This window comes from Nocardiopsis sp. M1B1, from assembly GCF_052466615.1.
Window position 1 is genome coordinate 3,845,960 of record NZ_CP196194.1, and the last position, 22,030, is coordinate 3,867,989.

Consider the following 22,030-nt stretch of genomic DNA (forward strand, 5'->3'; position numbering starts at 1 on the left):
GGCCATGACGGACGAGCCCCGCTCCACGCCCCCATCCGACACCGCGCCCCGCGCCCCCGGGGCCGCACGCCCCCGGGCGGGCCCCGTGGCCCTGGCAGTCCTGGTCTCCGCCGCCGCCACCCTGGTCGGTGTGCTCGCCGCGGCCGCCTCGATGTCGGTTCCGGGCCCGGCAGGAGACCCCGACTCCCTCGCTGCCCTGGCCGTGCGGGCGGCGCTGTGCACGGCGCTGGTGCCGCCGCTGCTGTGGGCCGCCCGCCGCTTCCTGGACCGCGCGCCGACCCCCGTGTTCGGCCTCGTGCCCCGGGGATGGCCCGTCCCGCTGGCCGCCGCCCTCACCGTCCTGCTCGCCTCGGCCGTACTCCTGGGCGCGGCGTGGGCCTTGGGCGCGGCCACCCCGGACACCGGCGCGGTCGGGGACGCCGCCTCGGCCCTGGCCGTGGCCCTGCCCCTGCTCCTGGCGGCCCAGATCCTGCCCGAGGAACTGGTCTTCCGCGGCTACGCGCAGCACCACCTGGGGCTACGGTTCTCCCCGTGGGCGGCTCTCCTCGGCCAGGCCGCCCTGTACACGCTCTTCGCCGCCGCGGTCACCGGCTCGACGGCGCTCTCCGGCGAGGTGTTCCTCCTGGGCCTGTTCCTCGGGGCCCTGAGAACGACCACCGGGGAGGTGTGGACGCCGCTGGCCGCGCGAACGGCCCTGACCGCCGTCGGCGTGCTCGCCGACGACCTCGGTCTGCTCCTGTCCTCCGCTCCGGGTCCGTGGCAGACGGTGCTCTCCCTCGGCCCGGGCGTGGCCGCCTTCTGGGTCGTGTACACGTTGCGCGGACGCACCAGCGGCCGGACGGGCGACCCGTCACCCGACTCCGGCGGGCCGCGCCGCTCCCTGGCGCAGAAGGGGATCCTGTACGACGTCGGCTCCAGCTACCTGCCCGGCCAGCACTCCCGGCCGCGGTGGCGCCCGGAGGTGGTGGACCGGGAGATGCGGGTGATCCGCGAGGACCTGCACTGCACGGCGGTCACCGTCTTCGGCGAGGACGTCGGGCGGCTGGAGGAGGCGGCCCGCCTGGCGCTGGACCGGGGGCTGTACGTGTGGATCCAGCCCCGCCTGGTCGACGCCGCGCCGGGCGAGCTGACGGCCAACCTGGGCCGGGCGGCGGAGGCCGCCGAACGGCTGCGCCGCGACCACCCCGGACAGGTGGGCCTCAACGTGGGCTGCGAGATCAGCCTGTTCGCCACCGGGGTGCTGCCCGGCCGCGACTTTGACCGACGCACGCGCGCGCTGGGGCTGCTCTTCCCTCTGCTGCCGTGGTTCGACCGCAGGCTCAACCGGCTGCTGCGCGAGCTGGCCGGCACCGCGCGCGCGAGGTTCCACGGGCCGCTCACCTACGGTTCTGGCGCCTGGGAGACCGTGGACTGGACGCCGTTCGACGTGGTCGGCGCGGACTACTACCTGGACGAACTCACCCGTGGCACCTACCGGCAGGGGTTGCGGCGGCTGCGCGCCCACGGCAAACCGGTGGTCGTCACCGAGTTCGGCTGCTGTTCCTACGAGGGCGCCCGGGACAAGGGCGGCTCGGGCGCGGACATCCTGGACTGGAGCGACCTGGGGGACCGCAGGATCAGAGGCGGCCACGTGCGCGACGAGCGCGTGCAGGCCGACCTCATCGGCGACCTGCTGGACGTGTTCGAGACCGAGGAGGTGCACGGGGCGTTCGTGTGCATGTTCATCGAGGGCGACTGCCGTTACTCCCCCGATCCCACCCGCGACCAGGACATGGCCAGTTTCGGGATCGTGCGCCCGCCACCGCTGGAGTCGGGGCTGTCCCCCGACGACGGCCACTGGGAGCCCAAGCTGGCCTTCCACACCCTGGCCGCCCGCTACGCCGAGGAGGGGTCCGACCGCGTGGACTGAGTCGCGGCCGTCCACCCGCCGCCTCGGACCCGCCCCCGGCCCGGGTCCGGGTCCGCCGCGGTCGGCGCGGTGCCGGTCAGGCGGTGCGGTCGCGCAGCTCGCGCTTGAGGATCTTGCCGGAGGCGTTGCGCGGCAGCCCGGCCACCACCCGCACCTCCTTGGGAACCTTGAACGCCGCCAGGCGGGCGCGCACGTGCTCCACCAGGTCGTCGGGCAGGGTCTCGGGGTCGGCCTCCCCGGTGGGCACCACGAACGCGGTCACCGCCTCGATCCACTTCTCGTCGGGCGCGCCGACCACCGCGGCCTCGGCCACCCCGGGGTGGGTGTACAGGGCGTCCTCCACCTCACGGGAGGCCACCAGCACGCCGCCGGTGTTGATGACGTCCTTGATCCGGTCCACCACCTCGATGTAGCCCTCGGCGTCGGCGCGCACCAGGTCGCCGGAGTGGAACCAGCCGTCCCGGAAGGCCTCCCGGGTCTCCTCGGGCTTGTCCCAGTAGCCCTGGCACAGCTGCGGCGACCGGTACACCACCTCGCCCAGCTCCCCGGGGGCGACGTCGCGGCCGTCGTCGTCCACCACCCTGAGTTCCACGAACAGGGCGGAGCGGCCAGCGGAGGCGGGGCGCGCGTCGTGCTCCTCGGGGCGCAGCACGGTGGCCAGCGGGCCGATTTCACTTTGCCCAAAACAGTTGTAGAAACCCAGTCCGGGCAGGGTGGAGCGCAGCTTGTCCAGCACCGGGCCGGGCATGACGGAGGCCCCGTAGTAGGCCTTGCGCAGGCTCGACAGGTCGCGCCGGGCGAAGTCGGGGTGGCCCGCCATCGCCACCCACAGCGTGGGCGCGGCGAAGAAGGCCCGGTGCCCGGCCGTCTCGATCCGCTCCAGCAGGTCGGCGGGGTCGGGCGCCTCCACCAGGGTGTTGCGCGCCCCGACCGCCAGCCACGGCATGAGGAAGACGTGCATCTGCGCGCTGTGGTAGAGCGGCATGGCGTGCAGGGGCTCGTCGTCGGCGGACAGGTCCAGGCCCACCACGCAGGACAGGTACTCGTGGACGAGCGCCCGGTGGGTCATCATCGCGCCCTTGGGGCGGGAGGTGGTGCCGGAGGTGTACAGCAGCTGCACCAGGTCGGTGTCGCGGACCTGGGCGTCCAGTTCGGGCACCGGCCCCTCCAGGCTGTCGGCGAGCAGCGAGCCGGGGCCCTCGCGCAGTTCCAGCACCTGTTCCACGCCGGTCTCGGCGCGCAGCGCGTCCACGGCCGGGCGCAGGGCGGGATCGGTCAGGACGACGGTGCTGCCCGACTGCTCCAGCAGGTAGGCCAGCTCCTCCCCCCGGAGGGCGAAGTTGATCGGCACGTGGACCAGCCCCGCCCGGGCGCAGGCCAGGAACCCGATGAGGTAGGCGTCGGAGTTCCTTCCGTAGGCAGCGACCCTGTCGCCCCGGACGGCGCCGAGGCCGAGCAGGCGTGCGGCGGCGCGGGTGACCGCGGCGTCCAGGTCGGCGTAGGTCCAGTCGCGCCCGCCGAAGACCAGCGCGGTACGCCCCGGGGTGCGTGCCGCGCTGCGCCGGAGGACGTCGTCCACGGTGCTGGATGTCGTCGAACCGGTCATGTCCTGCCTCCCGCCCGTCGGTACGGCCCCTGGAGCCGTCGGCAGCACCCATCCTGTGGCGCACGGGCCGCACTGGCAACACCCGGCGGGAGATCGGGGCCCTCAGAAGGCGCCCGCGCCCTCGCGGACCGGCGGCGCGCTCGCTCCTCACGGCCGCGTCCGGCGTCCGCCGCGGCGGGCGGGTCCCGTCGCTCCCCCGCGCGGTCCCGCCCGCCGGAGCGGGTCAGCTCTTGAGGAACTCCAGCAGGTCCTGGTTGAACCTCTCCTTGTCGCCCGGCACGAGGGCGATGCCGTGGGAGCCGCCCTCGTAGACCTTCAGGGTGGCGTCCGGGATGATCCGCGCCGACTTGCGGCCGGTGGCGTCGATCGGCACGACCTGGTCGTCGTCTCCGTGCACCACCAGGGTCGGGACGTCGAAGCGGCGCAGGTCCTCGGTGAAGTCGGTGTAGCCGAAGGCGTCCACGCAGCGCACACCGGCCTCGATGGCCTGGTGCATGGCCATGAACCAGAAGGCGTCCTTGTTGCCCTGGGTGACCTTGTTCCCGGGGCGGTTGGCGCCGAAGAAGCCCTCCGCGGTCTCCCTCCAGAACTGCGAGCGCTCCCGGAGGATGCCGTCCTTGATCCCGGTGAGGACCTCCTCGGGCACCCCCTCGGGGTTGGTGTCGGACCTGACCATGACCGGCGGGACCGCGGACAGCAGGACGGCCTGGCGCACGCGCCGGGTGCCGTGGCGCCCGATGTAGCGGGCGAGCTCGCCACCGCCCATGGAGTGGGCCACCAGCGTGACGTCCTGGAGGTCCAGGTGGTTCATGAGGTCGTTGAGGTCGTCGGCGAAGGTGTCGAAGTCGTAGCCGCTCCAGGGCTGGCCGGAGCGGCCGTGGCCGCGGCGGTCGTGGGCGAGGCCGCGGAAGCCGTTGTCGGCCACCCACTTCATCTGGTCCTCCCACGCGTCGGCGTTGAGCGGCCAGCCGTGGATGAACACGACCGGCCGGCCGCTCCCCCAGTCCTTGTAGAAGATCTCGACGCCGTCGCGGGTGGTCACGTAAGCCATGGGAACCGTTTCCTCCTCCTCGTGCGGACGGGGCGTCACCCCGGGTCGCGCCGTGCTCGCCCTCCGAACGGGGCGCACGGGCCACGACCAGATTGCCCTCCGCTCCGAACTGCGAAAACAGGGGTTTCCCAAGCATGGAACAGGCTTTGCGGGAGTGCGGCGGTGCCGGGGGCCCGGCCCTCCCGCACCGCGCCCTTGCCAGGCGAGATCCCACGGCCCTAGGTTGTCCGTTGTCGTGCAACCACCGGGCGGGAGCAGCATGAGGATTCTTGTCGTGGGAGCCGGAGCGGTCGGCGGCTACTTCGGAGCGCACCTGGTCCGGGCGGGCCGCGACGTGGACTTCCTCGTCCGCCCCGCCCGCGCCGCGCTCCTTCGCGAACACGGTCTGCGCGTGCGCGACGTGCGAGGACGCGTGGAGGTGGTGCCGGTCCGCGCGGTCACCGCCGACCAGGTGGGCCCCGACTACGACCTGGTGATCGTGGCCGTCAAGTCGTACGGGTTCGACGACGCCCTCAAGGACCTGTCCCCCGCCGTGGGCCCGCGGACCGCGGTGCTGCCCTTCCTCAACGGCATGCGCCACGTCGACGCCCTGGTCGACCGCTTCGGCGCCGACCGGGTCTACGGCGGCGTGGCCATGGTGATGACGCGCCTGGGCGAACAGGGGGAGATCGTCCAGGTCGGCACCATGGGCCAGCTGGTCTACGGGCCTCTGGGCGAACACCCCGTCGTCGCGCCGCAGGACGTGCACGCCGCGCTGGACACCGGGGACCACACCGCCACCTCCGCCGCCGACATCCGCCAGGAACTGTGGGACAAGTGGGTCTTCCTGGCGACCCTGGGCGCGTGCACCTGTCTGATGCGCGGCCCCATCGGCCGGGTCAACAGCGCGCCCGGCGGCCAGGAGTTCACCGCCGCCGTCTTCGCCGAGGCCATCGCCGTGGCCACCGCCTCCGGCCACCCGCCGGGCGAGGCGGCCCGCGAGAGGGCCGACGCGGTCATCGCCAACACCACGTCCTCGACCACGACCTCCATGTACTGGGACCTGACCCACGGCAACCCGGTGGAGGCCGACCACATCGTCGGCGACCTGATCTCGCGGGGCCGGGAGCTCGGCGTGCCCACGCCGCTGTTCTCCCTGGCGTACACGCACCTGAGCGTCTACGAGGCGGGCCGCGGGTAGGCTGCTCCCGTCCGCCGACCGCCCCGGTGGTGCTGGCCCCGCCCCGCGGCACGCCGTGGCCCGGTCCCCCGTCACGATCGGAAGTCCCATAGCCCCCCGCCGTCTCGCTCTGCTCCCCTGCGTCCTCCTGCTGTCCGCGTGCGGAGGTGCCCCGGCTCCGGGGACGGGGGCGGAGACGGAAACGGCCGCTCCAGAGGAGGTCCGGGAGTACGAGACGGCGCCCGTGCCCGAGGGGGAGGGCAGTGCCGTGCCCGACGACGTCAACGGCGACGGCTTCCCCGACCTCCTCTTCACGACCCGCTACGACCCGGACCCCGAGGCGGGGTTCCCCTCCCAGCGCCTGATGACCGTCCACGGCTCACCCGAGGGCCCGGATCCGGCCACCCGCACCGTCTGGAACCCGCACACGGTGCTCCCCGTCACCTCCCCGGGGACCGGGGGAGAGCGCACCCGGCCCGGCACGGCCGACCTGGACGGCGACGGCTTCGCCGACATCCCGGTCCTGGCCCACGCCGACGACGAACTGGGGTTCGGTATGGCCGCCAGCGGGCTGGGACCCAGGGCGATCGTGTGGGGCGGCCCCTCGGGCCCCGACCCCGACACCCCTCCCACCCCGATCACGCTCCTCACCGGGGAGGGGTGGCAGGACACCTTCACGGCCCTGGCGAACGGTGACTTCGACGGCGACGGCACCCCCGACCTGGCCGCCGCCAGGGCGTCGGCGGACGGTGAGGCCTCGCGCCTCATGGTCATGTACGGTCCCTTCGACCGGGACGGCGCTCCGGCGCGCAGCGCACAACGGACGGTGAACGCGGAGGTCGGCGGCCTCGTCGCCGAACCCCCCGCCCCCGACGGCGGCACGTCACGGCTGCTGTTCCAGCACGGCGATGACGGAGGGCAGCCCGAGAACACACTGCTGCTGACCGGCCCCGGCGATCCCGCGCGGTGGGAGTCGGTGGAGCTGGTCTCCGGTTCGCTGGCCGCCTTCGGCGACCTGAACGGCGACGGGGAGGGCGACCTCGCCCTGGGGGACAGCGGCAGCCGCAACGACGAACCGGGGTACCGGACGGAGCCGCCCGAGGTCGACCAACGGGTGAACGTCTACCCCGGCCCCCTCACCGCCGAGGCGGCCGACCCCCTCTCCGCGAAGCTGCCTTCGGGCGAGTCCTCCCCCGGCTACGGCGCCAGCCGCGCCATGGCCGTGTGCGATCTGGACGGCGACGGCACCGGCGTCCTCGCGGTCAGCCGCGACGGCCACGGCGTCGACCTGATGCGCCACGCCGGTGACGGGATCGAGGTGGACAGCGCGGAGCCGCTGGTCCGCCGGGGCCCCGAGGACGGCCCCCTCTCCGCCGGAGACGCGGCCGGGCGGGTGGCCGGTCTCTTCTCCTGCGCGGACTACGACGCGGACGGCGCCGACGAACTCGCCCTGGCCCACGACCTCGAAGGCACCCGGGACACGCCCGTGCGCTGGTGGATCACCGGTGACGGGGGCGAGGACGAGGCCTCCTTCGACAGCGCCGCGTTCTAGGGGGTGTTCCGGGCCCGGAAGCGGCGCACGAAGCCGGTACGAAGCGGAACCGAAGCCGGATCGAAGCGGCCCGTGCCACAGTCCTTCCCGGTGTCCGCACAGAGCGGACGCCGGTAACCAGGACGGAAAGCTCCCCCATGTTCAAGAAGTTCCGTACCGCCGCCCTGCTCACGGCTGCGCTGGCCACCGGCTCGCTGGCACTGGCCTCACCCGCGTCGGCGGCGGCTCCCGTGGCGGACTACAACGGTGTCTGCGGCAGCGGCTACGGCGTGGTCAACTACGCCAACATCGGCTCCAAGGGCACGGTCTTCCTCACCTACAACAACTCCAACGGCTACAACTGCGCGGTGACCGTCCGGGCCAACCCGGGCTCGGCGGTGGAGATGACGGTCGGCCTCAAGCGCACCAGCGACCCCGCCAGCGCGGCCGAGGTGGACAGCGGCCAGTACACGACCTACGCCGGTCCGGTCTACCGCAGCGCGGCCGGTTCGTGCGTGGACTGGTTCGGCAACATCAGCGGCACCAACGCCAACCGCAACGGGACCAACTGCGGCTGACCCCCCGCGCGCCGCGACGGGCGGCGCGCCGACGCACGACTGGGAGCACCATGCGCAACCTCCTGAAGAAGGCCGCCACCCTCGCCGCGGCCTGCGGGATCGCCGCGGCGGGTCTGATGGCCACCGCAGCCCCCGCCTCCGCCGCCTCCTACAACGGGGCGTGCGGGTCCGGCTACGGGGTCGTCAACAAGGTCGAGTTCCCCGACAACCGCGGAACCACCTTCCTGACCTACAACAACTCCAACGGCTACAACTGCGTGGTCACCGTGCGCACGAACCCGGGCGCGGCCGCGCCGATGGAGGCGTTCATCAGGATCAACGGCACCTCGTCCTGGAAGAGGGACAGCGGCAACTACACGACCTACGCCGGTCCCGTCTACCTGTCGGCGGCGGGCCGGTGCGTCGACTGGGGCGGCACCATCGGCACGATCACCGAGACCGTCTACCGCACCAACTGCGGGTGAGCCCCGCCCCGCTCCCCTGTCTCCGCACACCCCCCAACCACGATCGGACATGACATGAAGAAGCTCGCGCAGAGGGCCGCGGCCGTCGTCGCGGCCGCCGGTATCGGTCTGGGCGGTCTGCTCGTCAGCGCCTCCCCCGCCGCCGCGGCCACCTACGGCGGCGAGTGCGGCTCCGGATACGGCGTCGTCAACCAGGACAACATCGGCTCCAAGGGCACCGTCTTCCTGACCTACAACAGCTCCAACGGCTACAACTGCGTCGTGGCCAAGCGCAACAACCCCGGCTCGGCCGTGCTCATCGAGGCGGGTCTGTCGATCAGTCCGGCCGGAAGCCACTGGGACGTCTTCGACGGCGGCTACTACACCACCTACGCCGGTCCGATCTACCTGAACGCGGCCGACAGGTGCGTGGACTGGATGGGACGCATCACCGGCACCGAGGGCGGCAAGCGCGGCACCAACTGCGGCTGACCGGACCTTTCACGGGCGGCTCCGGCCGGTGTTGGACCCGGGGCCGCCCGACCCATGCCCGCCTCAGCAGCATTTGTGTCGGTTAGCGCAACAAGCCCGGCATGGGCCGAAACCCAAATTCCCAGGTCACCCCAGAGCCGCTCCGGACACTCTCCGCACTCCTCCCCCGCGCAGGTGGACGGTGCGCCGACGAGTGCCGTATGCTCCGCGACGTTGCGCAGCGGAGCGTTCATCGTGCGTCAGGGAGTTCATGAGTGGAGACCGATCTGTCAGGGATTCGGTATCGCATGCTCGGTTCTGTCGAGGTTCACTCCGAAGGACGTCCGGTCAGCACGGGAGGGCCCAAAAGGCGTACGGTCCTGGCCGCGCTCCTCCTGCGGCCCGGCACCGTCGTCTCCGACAACCGGCTCATCGACCTGGTCTGGAGCGAACGCCCTCCGCGCAGCGCACGGTCCCAGCTCCAGGCGCACGTGCACGGGCTCCGCAAGGTCCTGGGCGCGGACACTATCGTCCGGAGCGCCTGCGGCTACCGGATGACCGTGGCGGCCGAGGCCACGGACAGCGGCGTGTTCGAGCGGCTGCTGGTGCGCGCGCACTCCGAGCGCGCCGCCCACCGCCCCGCCGAGGCGGTCCGGACCCTGCGCACCGCGCTCTCGTTGTGGACGGGCCCGGCGCTGGGCGGCGTCACACCGGCGCTGGCCGCCCACGCGCGCCCGGCTCTGGAGGAGAGGCGGCTGCACGCCCTGGTGGAACTGTACGGCGCCGAGATCGACCTCGGCCGCGGAGCCTCCGCCGTCCCCGAACTGCTCTCGCTGTGCGCGGAGCACCCGACCCACGAACGCTTCGCGGGCCTGCTGATGTCGGCCCTGCACGCCTGCGGACGCACCGGGGAGGCACTGGAGGTCTACGCGACGCTGCGCGAGAGGCTGGCCGACGAGCTGGGCACCGGCCCCGGCGCCCGGCTCCGGCAGCTGCACCTGGACCTGCTCACGGCCGAGCCGGACGGCGGGAGCACGCACGGCGGCGCGCCCGTCGTCCACCGGGTCCGCCCCGCCGAACTGCCCTACGGCGTCGGTGAGTTCGTCGGCCGCGCGGCGGAGCTGTCCGTGCTCGACCAGGCGCTGGACGACGACCGGGGACCCGACAGCTGGCCCGCGGTGTTCCTCCTCACCGGGGTCTCCGGCGTCGGTAAGACCGCGCTGGCCCTGCACTGGAGCCACGCCGTCCGGGAGCGCTTCCACGACGGCCAGCTCTACGTGGACCTGCGCGGTCGCGCCTCCGGGGAGGGGCCCACCCGGCCCGAGGACGCGCTGCGCCAGCTGCTGCGCGGACTGGGCGCGGCCCCCGGGGCCCTGCCGACCGGCGTCGATGAGCTCGCCAAGCTCTTCCGGTCGGTGACGGCCGACCAGCGTCTGCTGTTCCTGTTCGACGACGCCGCCTCGGTCGAGCAGCTCGCTCCCCTGCTGCCCACCGGCCGGGGCAGCGTCGTGCTCATCACCAGCCGGCACCCGTTGACGGGGCTGGTCGCGCTGTTCGGCGCCCGCCCCCTGCCGCTCGACGTGCTGTCGGAGGAGTCCTCGGTCGAGTTGTTCCTGTCCGTGGCCGGGATGTGGGCCCGGGCCGCGGAACTGGCGCTGGTCACCCGGATCGCCGACCGCTGCGGGCGGCTGCCGCTGACGCTGAGGCTGGCCGCGGCCGCCCTCGCCGCCGGGACCTCCGCGGTGGACCTGCCCTGGTCCGACGTCGTGGCCGACCCCGTTCCGGGGCCGTCCGCCGGGCCGCCGCTGACCCTGGCCCCCTCCGACCCGGGCTCCGGCTGAGGGGCGGCGGTCCCGGCCGCTCGCTGGACCCGTCCTCCCCCGGGCGGGGAGGACGGGGCGCGGGTCAGAGCAGGGCGCGCAGGGTCTCGCCGACCGGGGTGGTCGGCCGGCCGATGACGCGGGACAGCTCCCCGGTGGTGGCGGACAGTTCGCCGTCGCGCGTGTTGGTGTCCAGCGCGGCCACGAAGCGCGCGGTGTCCTCGTCCAGCCCGGCCCCGGTCAGGGCCGCCACGTGCTCCTCGGTGGTCAGGTCGCGGTAGACGACCTCGCGGCCGAGCAGTTCGCCCAGGGTCGCGGCGAGGTCGTCGTAGGTCCACGCGGTGTCGCCGGAGAGCTCGTACACGGCGCCCGCGTGCGCCGCCGGGTCGCGCAGCACGGCGGAGGCGGCCTCGGCCAGGTCCCGGCGCGAGGCGCTGGCGGTGCGGCCCCGGCCCGCGCTGCCGACGAAGGCGCCGGTGGCGCGGGCCTGGTCCAGCTGCCGCGCGAAGTTCTCGTTGTACCAGCCGTTACGCAGGATCGTGTACGCGAGCCCGGAGGCGGTGAGGAGCTCCTCGGTGGCCTTGTGCTCGGGGGCCAGGACCAGCGTGGTGTCGGTGGCCCCGGGCGCGCTGGTGTAGACGATGTGCCCGACACCGGCCTGCGCCGCGGCCTCGATCACGGCGCCGTGCTGGCGTACCCTCTCGCCGATCGCGGTGCCCGAGACCAGCAGGAGGGTGTCGGCCCCCTTGAGGGCCTCCCCCAGCGAGGCGGGCTCGTCGAAGTCCGCGTGGACGGTGCGCACGCCCCGTTCGGCGAGGTCGGCCACGCGGGCGGTGTCGCGCGCGGTGGCGGTGATCCGCTCCGCCGGAACACCCCGGTCGAGGAGGTCCTCGACGACGAGACGGCCGAGGTGGCCGGTGGCACCGGTGATGACGACGGACATGGGAGCTTCCCTTCATTGCGGCCGGGCTTTCCGGCCGTCCAGGCGTCCCAACCCTCCTGCTCACCGGCACATTCCAAAAGTCGGGTACCCACCTTTTGGTAAGTTCGCTTCCATGAGCGTGCCACCCGGTTCCCCGACCCCTCCGCGCGGACAGGTCCTGTCCGCCGACTGCCCCTCCCGGCGGCTGCTGGCCGGTATCACCAGCAAGTGGGGGGTCCTCGTACTGGTCTCCCTGTCGCACGGGCCGCTGCGCTGGAGCGAGCTGCTGCGCACGATCGGCGGGATCAGCGAGAAGATGCTCGCCCAGACCCTGCGCACCTTCGAGGCCGACGGCCTGGTGCTGCGCGAGGCCAGGCCGGTGGTGCCGCCCCACGTGGAGTACCGCCTCACCGGGGACGGCCGCGAGGTCACCGACCTGCTGCTGCCGATGGTGGAGTGGGTTCAGGACCACGTCGGCGACGGACCCCGGCTCAGCGCTGGGCGGCGGGACGGACGATGATCTCGTTGACGTCCACGTCCGCGGGCTGGTCGAGGGCGAAGGCGATCGCCCGGGCGATCGCGTCGGCGGGCAGCGCGTTGCGGCGGTAGGTGCGCATCGCCTCCCGCGCGCCCGGGTCGGTGATGTGGTCCGCCAGCTCGCTCTCGACCACGCCCGGGGAGACCGTGGTCACCCTGATGCCCGGGTCGAGTTCGAGCCGCAGCCCCTCGGTGATCGCCCACGCGGCGAACTTGGTCCCCGAGTACACCGCCGACGTGGGCACGACCTCGTGCGCGCCGATCGAGGCGACGGTCACGAAGTGCCCCGAGCCCTGGCGCTGGAAGTGCGGGAGCGCCGCGGCCACACCGTGCAGCAGCCCCTTGACGTTGACGTCGATCATCCGCTCCCACTCGTCCACCAGAAGCGCGTCCATCCGGGACAGCGGCATGACCCCGGCGTTGTTGACGAGGGCGTCCACGCGCCCCCGCTCGCGCACGGTGGCGTCGAGCGCCTCCCGCACGCTGTCGGGGTCGGTGACGTCCAGGCTCCGGTGCTCGGCGCTGCCGCCCGAGTCGCGGATGCCCTGGACGAGTGCGCGCAGGCGCTCCTGCCGCCTGGCCCCGAGCACCACGTGGTGCCCCCCGGCGGCCAGGCGCAGCGCCGCCGCCTCGCCGATCCCGCTGCTGGCCCCCGTCACCACGACCACCTTGCGGGCAGTCTCCCGCGCCTGGTCGCTCATGGTCTTGGCCTGGTCGTTCATGGTCGTCCTCTCCCTGTGTTGACCGGACGCCTCCCAGTCTGGGCGGGACGCCGCGGGCCAGGAAGACCGCGCTGTTCCTGGGTGGAGCGCACCCAGGAACACCGGGCCGCCAGGCCCTACCCTGGTCGCATGGACTCACCTTCGCTCGGCGACTTCCTCCGGAGCGCACGCGCGCGGCTCACACCGCGCGCGGTGGGCCTGCCCGTCCACGGACACCGCCGCGTCGCCGGACTGCGGCGCGAGGAGGTGGCGCTGCTGGCCGGAATGAGCGCCGACTACTACACACGACTGGAACAGGGCCGCGAGACCCGGCCCTCACCGCAGATCCTGGACGCGCTCGGGCAGGCCCTGCACCTGGACGGCGACGGCCGCCTGCACCTGTACCGGCTCGCCGGGCTGGTTCCGCGGCCGGAGGCGCCCGCACCCGCCGAGCGCGCCGACCCCTCGCTGCTCGGCCTCATGGACTCCTGGCACGACACACCGTCGCTGGTCCTGGGCCGCGCCTACGACGTGCTGGCCTGCAACCCCCTGGCCGAACAGCTCTTCCGGGGGTTCCCCTTCTCACGGAACCTGGCGAGGACGGTGTTCCTGGACCCCGCCTCCCGCGCGTTCTACCCCGACTGGCCGGCCGTCGCCGCGAACACCGTGGACGGCCTGCGCCTGGCCGAGGGGGCCTGGCCCGACCACCCCCGCCTGCGCGAGGTCGTCGGGGAGCTGGAGGCGGAGAGCCCCGACTTCGCCCGACTGTGGCGGCGCAACGGCGTGCGCGGCAAGAGGCTGGAGACCAAGCGCTTCGCCCACCCGGAGGTGGGCCCGCTGGAGCTGAGCCTGCACGCCTTCGATGTGCGGTCGGCGCCGGGCCAGGAGCTGGTGGTCTACCACGCCGAGCCGGGTTCGGCCAGCGCGCAGGCGTTGTCCCTGCTGGGCACGCTGGCGGCCGAAGCGGCACGGTCGCGGACGCGGTAGCCGGGAGGGGCGCCGGGGAGCCGGTCCGCGAGAACCGGTCCCCCCGGCGCCCCGGCACCGCTCCGGTCGAACGGGGGGGGGCGTACGCGGCGGTCAGTTCCCGGACAGGGCGATCCTGACCAGCTCGTCGCGGGGCGGACCGTAGTCGCGGAAGATCCCGTCGAAGGCCGAGCACGTCATGAGGGCCGGGGTCCGGATGCCCCGCATGGACATGCACAGGTGCTCGCCGCGACCGATGACGGCGACGTCGTTCGTGTGGGCCACCTTGGAGACCTCCTCGGCGATGTCGCGTACCAGGCGTTCCTGGACCTGGAGGCGGTGCGCGTGGCGATGGGCGATCCGAGCGAACTTGGACAGCCCCAGCACGCGTTCGTCCGGCCGGTACGCGATGGTGAGCACGCACGAGAAGGGCAGGAGATGGTGTTCGCACAGCGACCACACGGTGACGTCGGAGACCATGACGATCTGTCCGTCGGTGTGCAGCGGGAAACTGGTCTCGACCCGGCCGGCCCGGTAGTCGCTGAACTCCCTCCACCATCGGGCGAAGCGCTGCGGGGTGTCCCGCAGCCCACTGCGGTCCGGGTCCTCACCGATCTCGATGAGGAGCTGCCGCGCCACGTCCTCCAACGGATCGCGCACGGCGGGGTCATGGGGTAGGTCTGCCAGCGTCATACACCTCTCCGATCGCCCCACAGCATGATGTGCAGTCTGGTGGTCAGATTCCAACCGCGGGCCATGACGGGATCCCGCAGCCGGACGAGGGACCTGTCCAGTGCCTCCCGGGTCCGCCCTTCCGGCATCACCCAGACCGGCCCGATGCCGTACCGTTCGACGAGCGCCCCGACCTCGTCGAGGTCGGCCTCGGTACGGCAGACGAACTTGAAGGCGGTTCCCGGCACCGCGGCGAGGGCCGCCAGGGCCGGGCCGACGATGCGCCTGTCCTCCGGGTCCCCCGAGTGGGCCAGTTTCGGTGACACGTTGAACCTGACCAGCTCCGCCAGTCGGGGTTCGGGGATGATCGTTCCGTTGGTCTCCACCTCGATGTCGTGTCCCGAGTCCCGCAGGTCCCGCACCAGCGGACGGAGCCTGGCCTGCTGGTTCAGCGGTTCACCGCCGGACACGACTACCAGGGGGACCTCGTAGGCGACCAGGCGGTCACGGACCTGCTGGTAGGGAACCGCTCTCAGCTCTTCCCTGGGGTCGTAGGCGACCTTGGTGTCGCCCAGACCGGTCCAGTCCCAGGTGTAGGGCGTGTCGCACCAACGGCAGGAGAGGTTGCACCCGCCCAGCCGTACGAAGGCGCAACGGCGCCCGAGTGAAGGCCCTTCTCCCTGGATGGTTCAAGTAGGGCCGAATATCTCGTTCACTACAAGACTCGGCGTTCCCACGGCCTCACCTCCTTTCGCTTCGCATCCCGTGGCCGCGCTCGCGGCCCCCGCTCCGCCCCGCCCGGAGCCCGCCCGTCGCGGGAGAGCGCGGGTTGCGCGACGCACCCGTGGTCGTGCGAGCGGTGGGGCCGACGGGCGGGGCCGGGACGGTCGGTGCGGCGGCCCGCCGAGAGAGCGGACCGTTCCGGGATGCCCGGGGTCGATCGGCCGACCCCCCTTGTTCCCAGGTTCACCGAGGCGGGCACGGAGCGCATCACGGTGGTCACCGAGAGATCCGGGATCAGGGTGCCGAGAAGCGCGTGACTCCGTCGAGGTAGTCGGTGGGGTCGGGGAGTCCGGCCTCCTGGAAGGCCTCGCGGCGCTCGTAGCAGGTCCCGCACGTGCCGCAGTGGACGTCGCCCCCCTTGTAGCAGGACCAGCTGCGTTCCAGGGGCGCTCCCAGGCGCACGCCGTGCCGTGCGATGTCGGCCTTGGACCACGCCATGAAGGGGGCCTCCACACGCGGCGCGGCGAACCCCTCGTTGGCCACCCCCACCAGGTGGCGCAGCGCGTCGACGAAGGCGGGACGGCAGTCCGGATACACGAAGTGGTCGCCGGAGTGCATGCCCAGGGCCACGGTGCCCGCCCGCCTGGCCACCGCCACCGAAGCCGCGAGGTTGGCCAGCACGGCGTTCCGGTTCGGGACGACGGTGTCGCGCATGGACTCCTCCGCGTAGTGCCCGTCGGGCACGTCCACCCGGGCGTCGGTGAGGGCCGAGCCCCTGAGCAGGGGCCCGAAGCCCGTGACTCCCAGAACGTGGTGCTCCGCGCCGTAGTGGCGGGCGACGGCCCGGGCCGCGTCGACCTCCTTCCCGTGCCGCTGCCCGTACTCCACCGTCACCGCGACCAGTCGGAACCGCAGCGCGGCGAAGTGGGCGAGCAGTGTCGTGGAGTCCATCCCGCCGGAGAACACCACGACCACGGTGAAGGGGTCCCCCTCGGTCTCGTCTCGCGGTGTGTCCTGCACTCGCATCGGCGTCTCCGTCCACACATGGGGGCGATCCGGCAGTCAGCGCCCCGATCGGGACGCCCGTCCTGTGGTTCCACTCTCGTGCGCGCACGTCGGCGTGACATCACGGACGGCGACCGAAGTGTTCGCGCGTCCCACCGCAGTCCCGGGTCCGGCTCACTCCCCGCCGACCAGGATCTCCCACCTTCCGGGACTGCCGAGGATCTTGCCGAACTCTCCCCTCCCGGAGATGCCCAGCTTGCGGTAGGCGCTCGACAGGTGCAGTTCCACCGTGCGACGGGTGATGTGCCGACGGCCGGCGATCGTCTTGTTGGCCTGGCCCAGCAGCGCGTCGATGAGGATCTGCCGTTCGCGCGGGGTCAGGGCGAGGATGCCCCGCACGGAGACGTCGTGCGAGGTGCACGCCTCCAAGGCCACCAACTGGAGCCGTACCCGGTCGGCGAGGTCGCGCGCGCCCTGTCCGGCGGCCAGACCGGCCGAACGGCTCAGGGCCGCCACGGCCTCCCCGTGGCGGCCCATCCGCGCCAGCACCGTGCCCAGCTCCGCCGTGGTCCGCGCGGTTTCGAGGTCGTGTCCGGTGCCCTTGAGCAGGTCCACCGCCGAGCTCAGCGCCTCCGCCGAAGCGGGCTCCCGGGCGAGCGCGCCCCACACCCGCAGCGCGCGGGCCCGCTCCTGCGGCGAACCGGTCTCCTCCGCGAACTCCACCTGTCGACGGGCGTCGCGCACCGCCTCGTCACGGGCGCCCGCCTTGGCCAGAAGGAGGGCGCCCTCACTCCGCCAGCAGAGCGTGCCCGGCCCCCGGACCCCCGCCGCGTCCCGGCGTCGGACGACCTCCAACAGGTCCTCGACGCCCTGGGACAGGGCGCCCGCCCTGATCCTCAGCCGCGCTCGGGCGAGTGGCACGTCGGCGTCGTGCCACGCCGTCGGCGGGTGGCCGTCGTGGTGGTGACGGCGCAACAGCGCCTCCGCCGCCTCCGGGTCGCCCAGGTCCAGGTGGACGTTGGCCAGGAGGCCGACGAGGCGGGTCCGGAACCCGCTGTAGCCCTGACCACCGTGGGCGGGCAGTTCCGAGAGCTGTTTGGTGAGCGCGTGCCGGGCCGCGGACAGGTCGCCCGCGGCGTAGGACCCCGTCGCCTCGGTGAGCCGGACCGCCGTGCCCACCCAGCGGGGCAGCCGGTCCGGGTCGGCGACGAGCGAGCGCCGACGCGTGGACGCCTCCGCCTGGTGACCGCAGCCGACCAGCACCGACAGGGCGGCGGGCAGGGCGGGCGGTTGGAGGAGGAGCTCGTCGAGGCCGTGGTCCAGGGCCCGCCTCGCGTCGGCGAGCGCGGCCGACGGCGGCCCGCCCATGAGGTAGGAGGAGAAGGCGCTGACGGCCGTGACGGCGGGAGAGCGCGGCACGTCGGCGGGGCCGGGAGCCCCTCCGGCCGGATGGGCGGCCGTCGGCTCGGGCGGCAGGGACCGGCCGTGGGCGAGGAAGGTCCGCGGCCAGGCCTCCCGCTCCGTTCCGGCGACGGCCTCCCCCACCGTCCGCAGGACGGCGGACGCGTCGTCGCCGCGTTCGCCCTCGCAGAGCGTCGCGCCGATCAGGCCGAGCAGGCGGCGACGGACCGCGTCGTCGGTGGTGCGACCGAGTGCCTCCACCGTGGCGCGCAGGCCGCCCCGCCGGTCGAGCGCGATCCGGGCGGCCGCCAGTTCGGGGGCGACACCGGGCCACGCACCCGTTCCCCCGGCCTGGACGGCGTGCTCCAGGTAGCGCACGCGGTCCCGCGCGGCCGTGTCGGGGAGCCGTGCGGCCGTGATCAGGGCGGCGGACGACCACGGGGCGTCCAGGGGCACCGTCGACTCCGTGAGGTGGCGGGCCACCCGCCGCTCCGCGCCGGGCCTGCGGCGCAGGAAGTCGGCGGCGGCCAGGTGCGCCGCGTTGCGGCTCATCACGGTCATGGAGCCGAGCAGCGCGGTGTGGAGCAGCGGATGGCGCAGCGTCACCGCGTGGTCGTCGGTGACCAGGCGCATCCGCGCGAGGAGGTCGAGCGCGGCCAGCGTCTCCCCGAGCCCGGTTCCGCTCAGGTGCGCGACCAGAGCGGGGTCGGCCTCGCCGGAGGCCGTCGCGACCACGACCGCCTCGGCCACCGCCCGGGTCCGCGGGTGGAAGCGGTTCGCCCGGCCGATCATCGCGTCGGCCACGGACGGGAGCGCGGCGCTTCGCAGCTCTGCCGGTGAGCGCACCGGGGACTCGCGGGCCCGGATCCAGTCGCACAGGGCTCGCGTCAGGAACGGGTTGCCGACGGTGATCTCGTGGGAGGCCGTGACGAGGTCCGCGTCGAACCGGCGGCCCAGCCGCTCGCGCATCAGCGCGCCGGTCTCCTGCTCCGACAACCCGCGCAGGGTGATGGTGCGGGCGCCGGAGAGCAGATCGGCGAGTTCGGTCGGCGCCGCGGCCGGTTCGCCGCTCCGGGTCGAGACGACGAGCGTCACGGGAAGGTGTGCGACGTCGCGCAGGACGCCCCGCAACCGCACCAGTGACTCGGGCCCCGCCTGGTCGACGTCGTCCAGCGCGATCACCAGGGGGGCGTCCCGGGTCAGCGCCTCCACCAGCTCCCGGGGGCCGGTCGGCCCGCCTCCCGATCCCCGGGCGCGGGGCGGAGCGGTGCCACCGCCTTCCTCCCCCTCCTCGGCGGGGTGTCCGTCGGCGGCCGGGCCGAGGGCGTCGGTGAGGGCGGTGACCAGGCGGTTCACGTGCCGGGAGCACGCGATGTGCACCGCGGGTCCGGTGCGGGACGGTGCGGGGCGGCACACCAGGGAGAGCAGGGTGGTCCGCCCCACACCGGGCTCTCCCGTCACCACGTGACAGGTGAGCCCCGTACGGCGGCTGTGTCGACGGGCCGAGAGCAGCCTCGCGAGCGGTTCGGACCTGCCCACGATCCCGCTGCGCCGCGTCCGGGGCTCGGGCATCCTCATCCTCGTGTTCGGGGGGAACTGGCCTCGGAGACGGTCCGACCACCCCGGACGGGTGTCCGTCGGCGGACGTGCCGCGACGGCCCGGTCACCGGGGTCAGGCTCCCGGTCGAGCGACCAGAACCGCCGACTGGTCGCCGATCGCGTGGGGTCTGAGCGCGAAGTGGCCGGTCAGGGCGGACGCCAGCGCGCTCCTGATCTCCTCGGCCCTGGGGTGCCGCTCGTACCAGAACCCGGTCAGGACGGCCGCCGCGGTCGCGGCCCGCTCGGCCGGTTCCTCACCGTCGAACCGGATCGAGGACTCGGCACGGTGCAGGGAGAAGTCGCCGAAGCCCCGGGCGGCGAGCGCACGGGCGGCCTGCGTCAGCAGGTAACCGTGATGGTCGTAGGGCTCCTCGGCGATCGGCACGCAGACCTCGTTGACCAGCCTCATGAGCTCGTTGCCCGCCCCTGCGGCGAACAGCACGATCTTGGACTCCGGGTCGCCCGGGTCGCAGACCCGGACCATCTCCGCGACGGCCCGCTCGATGTCCTCGACGTACTGGAGGACCCAGGCGCTGTAGACGGCGTCGAACGAGTCGTCGGGGAAGGGGATGTCCTCCGCGGTTCCGGGGCGGACGTCCACCACACCGCGGGTGGCCTCGTCGCGGATCGCCTCCACCAGCTGGGGGTGGGGCTCGATGGCCGTGCAGGAGCCCGTCCTCGCCGCGACGGTGCGCGCCATCTCCCCGATCCCGCCGCCGACGTCGAGCACGCGGCGGTTGGTTGCCGTGAGGCTCCGGATGAGGGCGAGCTCCTCACCGCGCTCCAGCCGGGTCGCGAACTCCACCCACCCGTCGCCGGTCACGCTCCGCGGCCCCCGGTACCGCGTGGGCATGAGGTCCGCGGGTCCCAGGGCGTCGTGCTCCAGGAGTTGGTCCAGGGACAGCCGTGCGGGGTCCCCGGACCCCTCGGGCGCGTTGCCGGGTACCGGTGTTCGGGTTCGTGCTCGTGCCATGTCTGACTCACCTCTCGTGGTCGTGGGGAGGGGGCGGGCGGGGTCCGCCGACGCCGGGGAGTCCCGGTGCGCGCCGTCAGGGGTCGGTGCCCCGGGGCGGGCTCCCGCCCGACGGCGGGCGGGCGGGCGGCGGCCGTTCCGGCCCGGTGTGTCGGCCGCCGTGGTCGGTGCGGGCGGGCTGGGCCGCGCCGTCCCGGGGTTGAGGGGGAAGGCGCGGGGATCGGTGGGCGTCGGCGTTCCCGTCCGCCGGAGCCCGTGTTCGCCGTGCGCCTGTCCGGACCGCGTCGGCTCTCGCCGGGTGGACGAGGTCGCTCTCATGGACAACGGGACCTACCGCCTCCCGGAATTCACCCTCGAAAAGATCACCCCAGGAGCATTACAGCGAAATCACCAAGACGCCACCAGAGTACATTCCCGTGGAAACGATATCCACCCCTCCAGGAAAAATGAAAGGCGCCCGGAGCGGCCCGACACGAAAACCTCTGGCCATCATGAGAACAGGGCATAAAACAGTCTTTTGTGTGTCATTCAGCGTCATCTGACATGACCTTGCGACACGCGCACCCCGACACAACCGGTTTCTCGCCGACGCGCACAGCCGCTCCCGCGGGGGGCGCGGCCGATCCCCGCGACGCGGCCCCGACCCAGGGCGGCCCGGCGTTCCCGCACGACCGGAAAAGGGGGTTCTGACCCTTGCGAAAATTCGGGAACCAGCAGCCCCGGGCCCCTTCTCCGCGAAGGACGTGGACCCCGCGGAGCCACCGTACCGCCGGTGGACCGCGTCCCGGGCGCCTTCGGAGGCGAACGCCGACGCACGGCGGGGGGGCGTTCCCGACCTCGCGCTACACGCCCGCGGCGCCGCCGCGGAGCCGCGTGGACCCCGTCATGCGAACTCGGACCTTTCACCCCGAATTTCCGTTCGCACGATTTTTCCTGACATGGTGATATTCGAAGAGAGCGGCCCCGGACCCCGCCGGAAAAACGATCCCGAACGCCCCTCCTGCTGTGCCGAATAATCAACTATGGTTTTCCTGGGAGCGGCAAGGAGATGTCATCGTGTCAATCGTCGGCGCGAAGGACGGAACCGGGACGGCACGAGCGCACGTGTCATGGAAACGGCCGGCCCGCCGGCTTTCGGACCACCGTCGATGCCGGCCCCGCTCCGCCGTGACCGAGCCGCCCACCGTGTCGTCCGCCCACCGTGTCGTCCACCCCACCCGGCCGGAGCCGGACCCGCCGCCCGGACGGCCGCGCGCGGTGCGGTCGGCGCCTCACCCGCCCGGCCCGGCGCCACGCCCTCCCGGACGCCGGGGCACCCGACCCGACCGCGTACGCGAAGGAGAGTCCCGATGACGCACCGCATCCGAGTCCGGCACAACTTCGAGACGGCCCACCGGCTCCCCCACCTGAGCGGCAAGTGCATGAACCTGCACGGCCACTCCTGGTGGGCCGAGGTCAGCGTGAGCGCCCCCGCCCTGGGCGAGGACGGCACCGTCGTGGAGTTCGGCGCCTTCAAGAAGGCGCTGCGCGCCTTCGTCGACACCCACCTCGACCACGGGGCCATGCTCGGCGCCGGGGACCCGCTGGCCGCGGTCCTGGCGGAACACGGCAGCAAGGTCTACCGGTTCGGGGCGGCCTCGCCCGGCGACACCGAGCGCTACGCCCGCGACCTGCCCTACCCGACGGTCGAGGCCGTCGCCGTGATGCTGGGCCGGGTCGCCCAGGACCTGCTCGACGGCGGGGACCGGGCGGCGGGCGCACGGGTGACCGGTGTCGAGGTCACCGAGACCCACGTCAACACGGCGGCGTACCACCCCGCGGCCTCCTCCCAGGCCGGTGAGCGCTCCTTCGAGCGCGTCCTGGCCGCCGACTGACCCGCGGCGCGGCCCCGGACGCCGTGGCCGGGAGGGGGCGGCCGTCCGCGCACGGGGCGTGAAACCGACGAGGGGCGTCGGGGGGCCGG

Annotated in this window: 19 protein-coding genes; 10 read left to right on the plus strand and 9 right to left on the minus strand. The window is 73.4% G+C overall.

Annotation, left to right across the window (positions count from 1 at the left end):
• The first annotated feature begins 4 nt into the window (after positions 1–4).
• Positions 5–1,909 carry a CPBP family glutamic-type intramembrane protease gene (locus ACSTA4_RS16800; protein WP_444960091.1) on the plus strand — a complete coding sequence of 635 codons (1,905 nt, stop codon included), beginning with the start codon at positions 5–7 and terminating at the stop codon, positions 1,907–1,909.
• Between the two features lie 76 nt (positions 1,910–1,985).
• Here the strand turns inward: ACSTA4_RS16800 and ACSTA4_RS16805 are convergent, their stop codons facing one another.
• Both ACSTA4_RS16805 and ACSTA4_RS16810 read right to left on the minus strand, forming a co-directional pair.
• Positions 1,986–3,515 (minus strand): acyl-CoA synthetase, encoded by a 1,530-nt coding sequence (locus ACSTA4_RS16805; protein ID WP_444960092.1) that lies wholly within the window; start codon positions 3,513–3,515, stop codon positions 1,986–1,988.
• 223 nt (positions 3,516–3,738) lie between these two features.
• Positions 3,739–4,566 (minus strand): alpha/beta fold hydrolase, encoded by an 828-nt coding sequence (locus ACSTA4_RS16810; RefSeq protein ID WP_444960093.1) that lies wholly within the window; start codon positions 4,564–4,566, stop codon positions 3,739–3,741.
• Positions 4,567–4,825: 259 nt separating this feature from the next.
• Here ACSTA4_RS16810 and ACSTA4_RS16815 point away from each other — a divergent pair, with 259 nt between their 5' ends.
• From ACSTA4_RS16815 to ACSTA4_RS16840, 6 genes are all read left to right on the plus strand, one after another.
• Positions 4,826–5,746, plus strand: coding sequence for a ketopantoate reductase family protein (locus ACSTA4_RS16815; protein ID WP_444960094.1), 921 nt, complete (start codon positions 4,826–4,828; stop codon positions 5,744–5,746).
• 247 nt (positions 5,747–5,993) lie between these two features.
• On the plus strand, positions 5,994–7,277 hold the full coding sequence (locus ACSTA4_RS16820) for a VCBS repeat-containing protein (protein WP_444960095.1): 1,284 nt from the start codon (positions 5,994–5,996) through the stop codon (positions 7,275–7,277).
• A gap of 137 nt (positions 7,278–7,414) precedes the next feature.
• Entirely contained in the window at positions 7,415–7,834 is a 420-nt protein-coding gene (locus ACSTA4_RS16825) for a spore-associated protein A (protein ID WP_444960096.1), read from the plus strand.
• Positions 7,835–7,884: 50 nt separating this feature from the next.
• The gene (locus ACSTA4_RS16830; protein ID WP_444960097.1) at positions 7,885–8,298 is read left to right on the plus strand and encodes a spore-associated protein A; all 414 of its coding nucleotides are present in this window, start codon (positions 7,885–7,887) and stop codon (positions 8,296–8,298) included.
• Positions 8,299–8,352: 54 nt separating this feature from the next.
• Entirely contained in the window at positions 8,353–8,769 is a 417-nt protein-coding gene (locus tag ACSTA4_RS16835; RefSeq protein WP_248774602.1) for a spore-associated protein A, read from the plus strand.
• Between the two features lie 287 nt (positions 8,770–9,056).
• Positions 9,057–10,589 (plus strand): BTAD domain-containing putative transcriptional regulator, encoded by a 1,533-nt coding sequence (locus ACSTA4_RS16840; protein WP_444960098.1) that lies wholly within the window; start codon positions 9,057–9,059, stop codon positions 10,587–10,589.
• Between the two features lie 64 nt (positions 10,590–10,653).
• Here the strand turns inward: ACSTA4_RS16840 and ACSTA4_RS16845 are convergent, their stop codons facing one another.
• On the minus strand, positions 10,654–11,511 hold the full coding sequence (locus ACSTA4_RS16845) for an SDR family oxidoreductase (RefSeq protein WP_444960099.1): 858 nt from the start codon (positions 11,509–11,511) through the stop codon (positions 10,654–10,656).
• Between the two features lie 112 nt (positions 11,512–11,623).
• Between ACSTA4_RS16845 and ACSTA4_RS16850 the strand changes: the two genes are divergently transcribed.
• The gene (locus ACSTA4_RS16850; protein ID WP_444960100.1) at positions 11,624–12,010 is read left to right on the plus strand and encodes a winged helix-turn-helix transcriptional regulator; all 387 of its coding nucleotides are present in this window, start codon (positions 11,624–11,626) and stop codon (positions 12,008–12,010) included.
• Here ACSTA4_RS16850 and ACSTA4_RS16855 read toward each other — a convergent pair.
• Positions 11,982–12,749, minus strand: a complete 768-nt coding sequence (locus ACSTA4_RS16855; RefSeq protein WP_248770775.1) for an SDR family oxidoreductase — start codon at positions 12,747–12,749, stop codon at positions 11,982–11,984. The two genes, ACSTA4_RS16850 and ACSTA4_RS16855, sit on opposite strands and share 29 nt — an antisense overlap.
• Positions 12,750–12,878: 129 nt before the next feature.
• Between ACSTA4_RS16855 and ACSTA4_RS16860 the strand changes: the two genes are divergently transcribed.
• Positions 12,879–13,715, plus strand: coding sequence for a helix-turn-helix transcriptional regulator (locus ACSTA4_RS16860; RefSeq protein WP_444960101.1), 837 nt, complete (start codon positions 12,879–12,881; stop codon positions 13,713–13,715).
• A 93-nt stretch (positions 13,716–13,808) separates the two neighbouring features.
• Here the strand turns inward: ACSTA4_RS16860 and folE are convergent, their stop codons facing one another.
• The 5 genes from folE to ACSTA4_RS16885 form a co-directional block, all read right to left on the minus strand.
• Complete coding sequence (folE, locus tag ACSTA4_RS16865; RefSeq protein ID WP_444960102.1) at positions 13,809–14,387, minus strand: GTP cyclohydrolase I; 579 nt, start codon at positions 14,385–14,387, stop codon at positions 13,809–13,811.
• Positions 14,384–15,052, minus strand: a complete 669-nt coding sequence (locus ACSTA4_RS16870; protein WP_444964199.1) for a 7-carboxy-7-deazaguanine synthase QueE — start codon at positions 15,050–15,052, stop codon at positions 14,384–14,386. The genes folE and ACSTA4_RS16870 overlap by 4 nt, the downstream gene beginning before the upstream one ends.
• A 331-nt stretch (positions 15,053–15,383) precedes the next feature.
• On the minus strand, positions 15,384–16,115 hold the full coding sequence (gene queC / locus ACSTA4_RS16875) for a 7-cyano-7-deazaguanine synthase QueC (RefSeq protein WP_444960103.1): 732 nt from the start codon (positions 16,113–16,115) through the stop codon (positions 15,384–15,386).
• A 153-nt stretch (positions 16,116–16,268) separates the two neighbouring features.
• Positions 16,269–19,067 (minus strand): AAA family ATPase, encoded by a 2,799-nt coding sequence (locus tag ACSTA4_RS16880; protein WP_444960104.1) that lies wholly within the window; start codon positions 19,065–19,067, stop codon positions 16,269–16,271.
• A 100-nt stretch (positions 19,068–19,167) separates the two neighbouring features.
• The gene (locus ACSTA4_RS16885; RefSeq protein WP_444960105.1) at positions 19,168–20,067 is read right to left on the minus strand and encodes a class I SAM-dependent methyltransferase; all 900 of its coding nucleotides are present in this window, start codon (positions 20,065–20,067) and stop codon (positions 19,168–19,170) included.
• Between the two features lie 1,349 nt (positions 20,068–21,416).
• On the opposite strand from ACSTA4_RS16885, the gene ACSTA4_RS16890 reads away from it, so the two are divergent.
• Complete coding sequence (locus ACSTA4_RS16890) at positions 21,417–21,941, plus strand: 6-pyruvoyl trahydropterin synthase family protein (protein WP_444960106.1); 525 nt, start codon at positions 21,417–21,419, stop codon at positions 21,939–21,941.
• Positions 21,942–22,030: the final 89 nt, after the last annotated feature.

Coding starts and splice junctions, on each gene's coding strand:
- ACSTA4_RS16810 (WP_444960093.1), bottom strand. CDS start 4,566: ATGGCTTACGTGACCACCCGCGACGGCGTCGAGATCTTCTACAAGGAC.
- folE (WP_444960102.1), bottom strand. CDS start 14,387: ATGACGCTGGCAGACCTACCCCATGACCCCGCCGTGCGCGATCCGTTG.
- ACSTA4_RS16815 (WP_444960094.1), top strand. CDS start 4,826: ATGAGGATTCTTGTCGTGGGAGCCGGAGCGGTCGGCGGCTACTTCGGA.
- ACSTA4_RS16840 (WP_444960098.1), top strand. CDS start 9,057: ATGCTCGGTTCTGTCGAGGTTCACTCCGAAGGACGTCCGGTCAGCACG.
- ACSTA4_RS16860 (WP_444960101.1), top strand. CDS start 12,879: ATGGACTCACCTTCGCTCGGCGACTTCCTCCGGAGCGCACGCGCGCGG.
- ACSTA4_RS16845 (WP_444960099.1), bottom strand. CDS start 11,511: ATGTCCGTCGTCATCACCGGTGCCACCGGCCACCTCGGCCGTCTCGTC.
- ACSTA4_RS16885 (WP_444960105.1), bottom strand. CDS start 20,067: ATGGCACGAGCACGAACCCGAACACCGGTACCCGGCAACGCGCCCGAG.
- ACSTA4_RS16830 (WP_444960097.1), top strand. CDS start 7,885: ATGCGCAACCTCCTGAAGAAGGCCGCCACCCTCGCCGCGGCCTGCGGG.
- ACSTA4_RS16850 (WP_444960100.1), top strand. CDS start 11,624: ATGAGCGTGCCACCCGGTTCCCCGACCCCTCCGCGCGGACAGGTCCTG.
- ACSTA4_RS16835 (WP_248774602.1), top strand. CDS start 8,353: ATGAAGAAGCTCGCGCAGAGGGCCGCGGCCGTCGTCGCGGCCGCCGGT.
- queC (WP_444960103.1), bottom strand. CDS start 16,115: ATGCGAGTGCAGGACACACCGCGAGACGAGACCGAGGGGGACCCCTTC.
- ACSTA4_RS16805 (WP_444960092.1), bottom strand. CDS start 3,515: ATGACCGGTTCGACGACATCCAGCACCGTGGACGACGTCCTCCGGCGC.
- ACSTA4_RS16800 (WP_444960091.1), top strand. CDS start 5: ATGACGGACGAGCCCCGCTCCACGCCCCCATCCGACACCGCGCCCCGC.
- ACSTA4_RS16880 (WP_444960104.1), bottom strand. CDS start 19,067: ATGCCCGAGCCCCGGACGCGGCGCAGCGGGATCGTGGGCAGGTCCGAA.
- ACSTA4_RS16825 (WP_444960096.1), top strand. CDS start 7,415: ATGTTCAAGAAGTTCCGTACCGCCGCCCTGCTCACGGCTGCGCTGGCC.
- ACSTA4_RS16890 (WP_444960106.1), top strand. CDS start 21,417: ATGACGCACCGCATCCGAGTCCGGCACAACTTCGAGACGGCCCACCGG.
- ACSTA4_RS16855 (WP_248770775.1), bottom strand. CDS start 12,749: ATGAACGACCAGGCCAAGACCATGAGCGACCAGGCGCGGGAGACTGCC.